Origin of the sequence: Butyricicoccus sp. AM05-1, assembly GCF_003474415.1 — a bacterium.
GTDB lineage: Bacteria > Bacillota > Clostridia > Oscillospirales > Butyricicoccaceae > Agathobaculum > Agathobaculum butyriciproducens.
The window spans coordinates 1-3,372 of sequence record NZ_QUDG01000029.1; the positions used below are offsets into that span (position 1 = coordinate 1).

The 3,372-nt window shown below is 53.4% G+C and carries 3 protein-coding genes; all 3 read right to left on the reverse strand.

Translation table 11 applies throughout. From position 1 onward, the window contains the following. Positions 1 to 89 precede the first annotated feature (89 nt). The 3 genes from acrB to DW088_RS15585 all read right to left on the reverse strand — a co-directional run bounded on the left by acrB (position 90) and on the right by DW088_RS15585 (position 2,838). Positions 90 to 890, reverse strand: a complete 801-nt coding sequence (acrB, locus tag DW088_RS15575) for an acryloyl-CoA reductase electron transfer subunit gamma (RefSeq protein ID WP_118362010.1) — start codon at positions 888 to 890, stop codon at positions 90 to 92. 21 nt (positions 891 to 911) lie between these two features. Next, the gene (locus DW088_RS15580) at positions 912 to 2,054 is read right to left on the reverse strand and encodes an acyl-CoA dehydrogenase (protein WP_118362012.1); all 1,143 of its coding nucleotides are present in this window, start codon (positions 2,052 to 2,054) and stop codon (positions 912 to 914) included. A 397-nt stretch (positions 2,055 to 2,451) separates the two neighbouring features. Further along, positions 2,452 to 2,838, reverse strand: a complete 387-nt coding sequence (locus DW088_RS15585; protein WP_117492801.1) for a MerR family transcriptional regulator — start codon at positions 2,836 to 2,838, stop codon at positions 2,452 to 2,454. Between the last annotated feature and the right edge of the window lie 534 nt (positions 2,839 to 3,372).

The following is a 3,372-nucleotide window of genomic DNA, read 5'->3' on the forward strand; positions in this document are numbered from 1 at the left end:
TGGCGCTGCTCACAGAATACCCATACGCCGGAGAAATCGGCGAGGTTCGTATTATTGAAATCAGCCATTGTTCAGTATTCTCCTTCCGATTAAATGATGTGCTTCTTCTGAAGCTCAGCAACCAGCTCGTCGCAGGTAGCCTTGTCAGCGCCCTCAAGCATCTTGCCCTGACCCTTCTGGGGAGGAGTGAAGGACTTGAAGATGTTGGTGGGAGAACCCTTCAGACCAATGGTGGTGGGATCGATCAGCGGATCGTCCTTCAGGGTGTTGTAGTCATAAACTGCGATCGGCTTATCGTAGCAGCCCATGATGCCCTTGATGGACATGTAGCGGGGCTCGTTCAGCTCCTTGATGCAGGTCAGCAGGCACGGGGTCTGGGTCTCGATGGTCATGTAGCCATCCTCCAGAGCGCGCTTAACGGTAACGGTGGTGCCCTCGATCTTTACGTCAGCAGCGTAGGAGATCTGCGGGATGTCCAGCTTCTCAGCGATCTGAGAGCCAACCTGAGCGGTATCACCGTCGATAGCCTGACGGCCGCAGAATACTACGTCATCAGCGTCAACGCCGTACTTCTTGATAGCAGCAGCCAGGATCTGGGAGGTTGCGAAGGTATCGGAACCGCCGAACTCACGAGCGGAAACCAGAATGCCCTCGTCAGCGCCCATAGCCATCAGCTCACGCAGCATGCCCTGTGCCGGGGGAGGACCCATGGTGATAACAACGACCTTGCAGCCGGTAGCGTCCTTCAGCTTCAGAGCAGCCTCAACCGCGTTCTTGTCGTCCGGGTTGATGATGGTAGCCATGGATGCGCGGTTCAGAGTGCCATCGGGATTAACAGCAACCTTACCGGAGGTATCCGGAACCTGCTTTACACAAACAATTGCCTTCATAGTTCAGTTTTCCTCCTATTCTTACTTACCGAGAATGTTACCGGAGATAACAACGCGCTGGATCTCGCTGGTGCCCTCGTAGATCTCGGTGATCTTGGCATCACGCATCATGCGCTCAACCGGGTAATCCTTGGTGTAGCCGTAGCCGCCGTGTACCTGAACTGCCTTGGTGGTGATCTTCATAGCAGCCTCGGAAGCGAACAGCTTAGCGGTTGCAGCGTCCAGAGTGAAGCGGCCGCCCTCAGACTTAGCAACAGCAGCCTTGTAGGTCAGCAGGCGAGCAGCCTCGATTGCAACGTGCATATCAGCAAAGAGGAACTGAGTGTTCTGGAACTTTGCGATCGGACGGCCGAACTGCTCACGGGTCTTAGCAAAGTTGATGGACTCTTCCATAGCGCCCTCTGCAATGCCCAGTGCCTGTGCAGCGATGCCGATACGGCCGCCGTCCAGGGTCTGCATAGCGATCTTGAAGCCCTTGCCTTCTGCGCCGAGGAGGTTCTCCTTCGGAACGATGCAGTCGGTGAATACGATCTCAGCCGTCGGGGAGCCGTGCAGGCCAAGCTTCTCCTCGTGCTTGCCAACAGAGAAGCCCGGGAAGGAGCTCTCTACGATAAATGCAGAAATGCCCTTGGTGCCCTTGGACTTGTCGGTCATAGCGAATACTACGAATACGTCAGCAACGTAGCCGTTGGTGATGAAGATCTTGGAGCCGTTCAGTACGTAGTGGTCACCCTGCAGCTCAGCAACGCAGGTGCCCTTTGCAGCGTCAGAACCAGCGTCCGGCTCGGTCAGTGCGAAAGCGCCTACCTTGTGGCCTTCGGTCAGCATGCGGAGGTACTTCTCCTTCTGTGCGGGAGTACCGTTTGCAATGATCGGGCCGCAGCACAGACCATTGTGGGTAGCGAGGATATCGCCGGTGGAAGCGCACTGCTTGGACAGCTCTTCGATAGCGATAGCGGAGGAAAGATCGTCAGCGCCTGCGCCGCCGAACTCCTCGGGCACGATCATGCCCATAACGCCCAGATCGAACAGCTTCTCGATGTTCTCGCGGGGGTAAGTAGAGGTTTTGTCGGTTTCCGCAGCGATGGGCTTAACTTCGTTCTCGGTGAAGTCATGCATCATCTGGCGAACCAGTTCCTGTTCACGGGTCAGATGGAAATCCATGTTCAAGTCTCCTTCTTGTTTGGATATTTATTGCCAAAGCCGGTGAAAACCGGCATTCCGCCTGTTGCAGACTGCCATTTGGTGCGGCAGGGAACCGCTTGCCCGTGTCTAACCGATCAATAGGGTGGTTCGGTTTGGAGCGGGTTTTGCACACTTTTTTGTTAAGTTTTTGTTCCGTCTATCAATATACCACACCAGATAGCAAGCGTCAACTGTCAATATCAACGGAATAAAGCAATAAATTTGGTAAATTATAAGGGATTGTACAAGCGGAATATTCTCAAAACGCGGGGGATGGTGATAAATACCGAAAAAAACGATGGAAACTGGTAAAAATACACAAATACACAGAGCTCTCCGGCGGGAGAACTCTGCGGTGGTGAAATGTTGGTGCAGTTCAGTCTTTGGCTTTACCGCGCAGCTCGGGTTCTTTGGCGAGGCAGTTGCCGTAGTTTTCAATCTTGTGGTTGAGCCGTTCGAGCGTCTGCTGCATGGTGGCAATGCGTTCCTCGAGCTGGTCGCGCTGCTCGAGGAGCAGAGCCTTGCGGGCGCCGATGGTGCTGTCGCCCTGCTGGAACAGAGCCACATATTCGATGAGCGCCTCAATTTGCAGACCGGCCGCACGCATACATTTAATAAACTCGATCCAGCTGCACGAGGTCTGGTCGTAATCGCGGATGCCGCTTTTCGTGCGCGGTACCGGCGGGATCAGGCCGATGCGCTCGTAGTAGCGCAGTGTGTCCGGCGTGATGTCGAACTGTCTGCTCACTTCTGCGATGGTCATGGGAGTCACCTTCCTTTGGTGAGTTTAGTGTAGCACTTGGAGAGTACTCTAAGTCAAGGGTAAATTGAGAATGGAAAATGGAGGATTGAAAGTGAACGTGGCGGTTGATGGATGCGATTCGGAGAGAAACGGCGGGGTGACCTTACTCCGCTGTTTGTAAATTCAGTTGCACGATTAAAATCGTAGGGGAGCACATTGTGCTCCCGCATCAATGTTAAATGCGTGCGGACATACGGTTATTGTAATTGCAGTGAGTTGAATTTGACCATCGCGTTAATTTCCATTCTCCATTCTCCATTCTCAATTTTCAATTACTGCAACAAAAAAGGAACCCTCTTTCGAGGATTCCTTTTTATGCAACTTTGGTTTGTTAAGCGGAGAAATTACTCCTCAACCTTAACGTATACGCCGCCGTTACGGCAGGACTCGGTAGCAGCCTTAGCCATGAGAACCGGACGCAGGCCGTCGATAGCGCCGACAGCAGTCGGGGTATCGTTGTTGATTGCATCAACGAAGGAGATAACCTGGTTGATG